At 44.8% G+C, this 6,000-nt stretch carries 3 protein-coding genes and 1 CRISPR repeat array; of the genes, 1 reads left to right on the top strand and 2 read right to left on the bottom strand.

Going from position 1 to position 6,000, the window contains the following annotated elements:
- Positions 1–17: 17 nt before the first annotated feature.
- Positions 18–717: direct repeats of the CRISPR family, unit length 29 nt; unit sequence GTGTTCCCCGTACACACGGGGATGAACCG.
- 495 nt (positions 718–1,212) lie between these two features.
- Positions 1,213–3,501 carry a methyl-accepting chemotaxis protein gene (locus tag VRK_RS14590; protein WP_059122043.1) on the top strand — a complete coding sequence of 763 codons (2,289 nt, stop codon included), beginning with the start codon at positions 1,213–1,215 and terminating at the stop codon, positions 3,499–3,501.
- A gap of 251 nt (positions 3,502–3,752) precedes the next feature.
- Here VRK_RS14590 and VRK_RS14585 read toward each other — a convergent pair whose 3' ends face one another.
- Together VRK_RS14585 and VRK_RS14580 are read right to left on the bottom strand one after the other, a co-directional pair.
- On the bottom strand, positions 3,753–4,781 hold the full coding sequence (locus VRK_RS14585) for a methionine synthase (RefSeq protein WP_197413117.1): 1,029 nt from the start codon (positions 4,779–4,781) through the stop codon (positions 3,753–3,755).
- 31 nt (positions 4,782–4,812) lie between these two features.
- A complete protein-coding gene (locus VRK_RS14580) occupies positions 4,813–5,787 on the bottom strand; it encodes a DUF1852 domain-containing protein (protein WP_059122042.1) in 975 nt (324 codons plus the stop codon).
- Between the last annotated feature and the right edge of the window lie 213 nt (positions 5,788–6,000).

Genomic DNA, 6,000 nt, shown 5'->3' with positions numbered 1-6,000 from the left:
GCATCCATGACATACAAGTGTTCCCCGTACACACGGGGATGAACCGCAAAAACGCGAGTTGAATGGACAGAGTAACCTGTGTTCCCCGTACACACGGGGATGAACCGCCGGAACTACTCACATTAGAACACAATTCGGGGTGTTCCCCGTACACACGGGGATGAACCGCAATGTAGCATTGTTAAGTAACCATTTGATTAGTGTTCCCCGTACACACGGGGATGAACCGTTTGAACATTTAGAGCTGATTGATATTAACTGGTGTTCCCCGTACACACGGGGATGAACCGCATTCTTCTCTGAGCTGCTCCGAGTAGTACCAGTGTTCCCCGTACACACGGGGATGAACCGCTACCTGCACACACCGGTACTGAGGTCATTATGTGTTCCCCGTACACACGGGGATGAACCGATTATTTAGTGAAACAAAAAGACCTTGGCTTTGTGTTCCCCGTACACACGGGGATGAACCGATTTATATCCCTAGAGTTGCTACAAGGATTTGGTGTTCCCCGTACACACGGGGATGAACCGTACGAGATACCGGCGGGCGAGGAATACTGGCCGTGTTCCCCGTACACACGGGGATGAACCGTCGGTCGAAATTTAGCCTTGAGTTGTCCGCCAGTGTTCCCCGTACACACGGGGATGAACCGGGAAAAGATGAACTTCAACTGAGCAATGGTGCGTGTTCCCCGTACACACGGGGATGAACCGAGTTAATGAGGACAGACACTTTAATGTCGCGGCAGTACGGTGCAGTACCGTTATGACAACCCGTTCCACTTTGTCAACGCCATTATCAATGAGCGAGGACAACAGTGTGTGTCCATACAAATGTTTTTTGGCGTTTAAAGGATTTATACCTCAGCTATTTTAAGGGAACCGAAAGTATCCTTCTGTTGGTCTGGTTGGCAGAAATTACAAGGACAGACTTCAAGAAAAGGGCAGGAACGTCACGCCTTAAAGGCCCGGTGAATTCAGTGATAGGCAACTCAAGTGCTTGACCCGGCACAATACATTCTCGCTTCGCCAAAGAACGTTTGTAATAACTCGATTTCTTTTTTCAGATCTTGTCTGACTTAATACCGAGGGAGCCAGTCATAGGCCGGATATTGATTTGAATCATCTTATCGATAGAAAAAATAATCAGTTAGAATGAGTTCTCTATAATTAAGCAAGTGCAACTTGATTAATTCATTTGAGGTATTGATGAAGCATCTCAGTTTACTTGTCCGTTTTAGTGTAGCCGGCTTTATATCGATTCTTTTGGTCTGCTTTTTATTTATCTGGGGAGCGGTGCGTTTAGCACAGCAGCTATCGGATGACTTTATTTTTGCAAAGATGGCCGGACTAGAACAAGAGGTGACGTTCCAAATCGATTCGATTCTGTCCAAAAGTCAGTTAGCAGTGGACACAATTGCTGCTTTACCTGAAGTCCAAAAGGCAGTAGCACAGCATGATAAGAGCAAACTGAGTCAGTTATTTGATGTGCAATGGCCACAAATTCGGGCATCGGGTGTGAGTCAGTTTCAGTTCCACATTCCACCGGCCTACTCGCTCTACCGGGTTCATAAACCGAATAAAAGTGGTGATGACTTATCGTCTTTTCGCCATACGGTGGTCGATGTAAATACTTCTCATCGGTCTATCTCCGGTATTGAAGTCGGTGTTGCCGGGCTTGGCCTGCGTTATGTTGTCCCGATCAGTTTTGAAGAGCAACATGTCGGTAGTGTCGAATTCGGGATGACATTGAACCGGGAAACCTTCACTAATTTGCTCAGAGATGAATTGACCGATTTAGCTATTCGTGTCCGAAAAAATGATGGCTTGAAGGAGGTGGTCATCCCCCGGACAGGAGATGTGCCGGTTTTGACTCCGGAGCAGTATCAGCAGGTCCTTGTCGGTCAGACTCTGAATATCCGTTTAGATCAGCAAGGTCATGAAACTGCCGTCAGAGTTTTTCCGCTGAAAGACTATTCCGGAAAAGTTATCGGTGTAGTTGAAGTCAGCTATCGTATCTCCCGGTTGCAAGCGATGATTTGGTCCGATATCAGAATGATGATGATGTTCGGGCTGATCAGTGCATTAGTCGTTGCGGGGGGATTGATATGGATGACCCGTTACTCAATCCGTCCAATGAAAGACATCATTGATGCTATCGACAAAATGGTTGAAGGACAACAAGGGTTAGATGCCAGACTGGAAGAAGGTGGCCCTCAGGAGATAGAAAGTTTGACTCGGGTTTTTAATCGTTTTTGCGATAAATTGCAGGCGACTTTTTACCAAATGTCAGATGCGATCAATCATATGGTTATCCAGTCAGACCATTTATCGAACGAATCGACGATGACCGACAAAGGCATGAAGGAACAAAAAGATCAGATTACCCATGTCTCTGCAGCGATGACGGAAATGACGGCAACGGTACATGATGTTACCCGGAATATTATTCAGGCAGCAGACAGTACATCTCAGGCAAATGATCAATCTCAGGTCAGTAAAGAAGTTCTGCAACAAGCCATCAACCAGATGCTTCAACTGGCCGAATCTATTCATCAGATCGGGGATCTGAGTGCTCAGGTTTATGAGGCCAGTGCTTCAATCACATCGATTCTTGAAATCATACAAAATATTTCTGAACAGACGAATTTATTGGCACTGAATGCAGCAATTGAGGCTGCCCGTGCCGGAGAACAGGGGCGGGGATTTGCCGTCGTTGCCAGTGAAGTGAGAACTCTGGCACAAAAAACTCAGACATCAACGGAAGAGATCCGGCAGAAAATCACGATTCTGACAAACAGTGTGAATGAGACGATTGCTGTGATTCAGTCCAGTCAAAAACAGGCACAGCAAAGTGTCGATAACGTTCAGATAGCTGGTGGGGCAATCTCCGAGATGGAACATTCTGTCGGACAGATTTATGAGATGACGACCCAAATAGCGACTGCTTCCGAACAACAGGTCCAAGTCTCCGATGAAGTTAATACTAACATTAGTAAAATTCATGAGTTAGCGGAGACTACGGCCAGCGCTTCACTTTTGACGGCGAAACTATCGGCGGAAATTGCCAGAGATGTGGAGCGATTGAATAAATATTGTACCAGTTTTGGTGGCGATTCTGATTCACAGAAATTGAAACAGGCAAAGACAGCCCATTTGGCATGGAAAACTATTATCCGCAGTTATTTGTTCGGATTGACTCAGATGGATCTGCAAGAAGTCGTCTCTCATAAAGAGTGTCATTTTGGTCAGTGGTATGATGCGGTCGGCCGGCAGAAATTTATCGATATTCCTGCTGCTGCGGCAATTGATATGCCGCATAGTGAGCTGCATGCAACCATCAAGAAAATTATCCAGGCGAAAGAGAACGGTGACATGATTCAGGCTGATCGTTTGTATCAGAATATAGAAAAATATTCCGGTCAGCTGATATCACTGCTCGATGAAATTATTCTCCAGGTAGAACGGCAGGAAGCTGCTAAAAAACAAAAAAACTAATTTGTATTTGCTCAGATTTGATTGGGAGGCGTCGGGTAGGGGGACAGACAGCGGGTAGGGGGACAGACGCCCCATCGCTGCGGGTGGCAAAGTGTGTGTCCATACAAATGTCAGGCAAGGAAGAAAATATCAGCGGTTGCGTTCTTGCAACCGCTGTTTTATGTACACTGAACCGTGTAGCTGTGCGTTGTGATCAACGCTCTTGCTTAATTTCGTCTGCCTTCAATATATCTTGTGGGCTAGCGACAGTTCTAAGCTGAAAGTTCTTTCCGAATAATTGCTGCACCTGCGCTGAGGGCATTCAGTTTCGCTGTAGATACTTCACGTGGTAGCGGTGCCATACCACAGTTGGTGCAAGGGTAGAGCTTGTCTGCATCGACATATTTCAGTGCTTCCCGCAACGTATTGGCGACCTCTTCGGGGGTCTCAATGGTGTTAGTTGCGACATCTATCGCACCGACCATCACCTTTTTACCCCGAATCAGTTCAAGTAGTTCAATAGGGACGTGAGAGTTGTGGCACTCAAGTGAGATGATATCAATATTAGATTTTTGTAGTTTAGGGAATATTTCTTCGTACTGTCGCCACTCAGAGCCTAATGTTTTTTTCCAATCCGTATTGGCTTTGATTCCGTAACCATAACAAATATGGACTGCCGTCTCACACTTGAGCCCTTCGATTGCTTTTTCTAAACAGGCAATTCCCCAATCGTTGACTTCATCAAAAAACACATTAAAAGCAGGCTCATCAAATTGAATAATATCGACACCCGCTGCTTCTAATTCTTTCGCTTCTTGATTGAGTATTTTGGCAAATTCCCAAGCCAGTTTTTCACGGCTTTTATAATGGTCATCGTAAAGTGTATCGATCATCGTCATCGGGCCGGGTAAAGCCCATTTTATCGGTTGCTTTGTTTGTTGACGCAGAAACTTAGCATCTTCGACAAAGACGGGTTTTGAGCGACTTACCGGGCCGACAACGGTTGGGACGTTTGCCTCATAGCGATTACGAATCTTAACTGTTTTACGGTTTTCGAAATCAACACCATCAAGGTGTTCAATGAAGGTGGTGACAAAGTGTTGGCGCGTTTGCTCTCCGTCGCTGACAATATCAACCCCAGCTAATTGTTGTTCGTGTAAGGACAGACGTAATGCATCTTGTTTGCCGTCAGTGAGTTCGTCACCCTGCAATTTCCAAGGTGACCAAAGTGTTTCAGGTTGAGCCAGCCAAGAAGGTTTTGGTAAGCTGCCAGCTGTTGAAGTCGGTAATAATTTTTTCATAGTCAATTCTGCCATTCGTTCTCGTGATTGATTAAGCGTAAGCCGCTGTCCATTGTTCAAGTATCGCCTGATAGGGTTTGATGAAATGCTCTTCAGCAAATTTTCCCTGTTCAATCGCGAGTTGACTGCGTTCTTCACGGTCATAAACAATTTGAGTCAGTGAATGATCGCGGTTCTTCAGATTCGGCTGATAAGACACGCCTGCGACCGCGTTGGCATTATAGATTTCAGGCCGGTAAATTTTTTGGAATGTCTCCATGGTGCTAATGGTACCGATGAGCTCAAGATTCGAGTAATCGTTTAACAAGTCACCAAAGAAATAGAACGCCAGTGGTGCTGCACTATTCGGCGGCATAAAATAACGAACCTGCAAGCCCATCTTTTTGAAGTATTGCTCAGTCAAAGAGGACTCATTCGGCTGATATTCAAAACCTAAAATAGGGTGCTGATTGCCTGTGCGATGGTAGACCTTATTATCCGAGACACTTAGACAGATCACAGGACGCTTTTGGAAATACTGTTTATATGTGTCTGAATTGACGAAAGACTGAAACAGCTTGCCATGCAGATCGCCAAAGTTTTTGGGAACACTGAATTGGGGTTGATTTTTATTATGATCCAGCAGGCGCACACTAAAATCGTAATCTCGCACGTAAGAAGAAAAGTTATTCCCGACGATGCCGTCAATACGTTGGTTGGTTTTGTGATCAACAATGTTGGTTTTCAGAACTTCAATGGATGGAAACTTTTTACCATTACCTTGGATATCCATGTCAATGGAGATGATCTCGAGTTCGACAGAGTAGCGGTCACCTTGAGGGTTATCCCAATGCGCTAAAGCGTTGAAACGATTATCAATCATTCTGAGTGTATTACGCAGATTCTCTTGGCGGCTGTCACCCCGGGCCAAATTGGCGAAGTTAGTCGTGATACGCGTATTGTCTGATGGTTGATAATTTTCATCAAAACAAATGCTCTTAATCGCAAATGTAAAATTGTCGTTCATGGTGAGCGTTATCCTATTTCCTTAAAAAAGCTGAACTTATTTCCTACTCTTTTGATGGGATCGTTATGTTTTTAGTTTCCCAATCGTTACTTCACAGTCTTTTGCTATGTTCTCTGAATCGTCTGATTCAACACGACTGTTGTTTATCTAACGTGAAGCACTGTCTGTTTTTATACTTGGTTTATGAGTTGATTAAAATTCATTTTACTTCAC

Source organism: Vibrio sp. MEBiC08052 (genome assembly GCF_001506075.1).
Lineage (GTDB): Bacteria > Pseudomonadota > Gammaproteobacteria > Enterobacterales > Vibrionaceae > Vibrio.
Note: the sequence above shows the minus strand (reverse complement) of the source record. Positions and strands in the feature narration are given on the sequence as shown.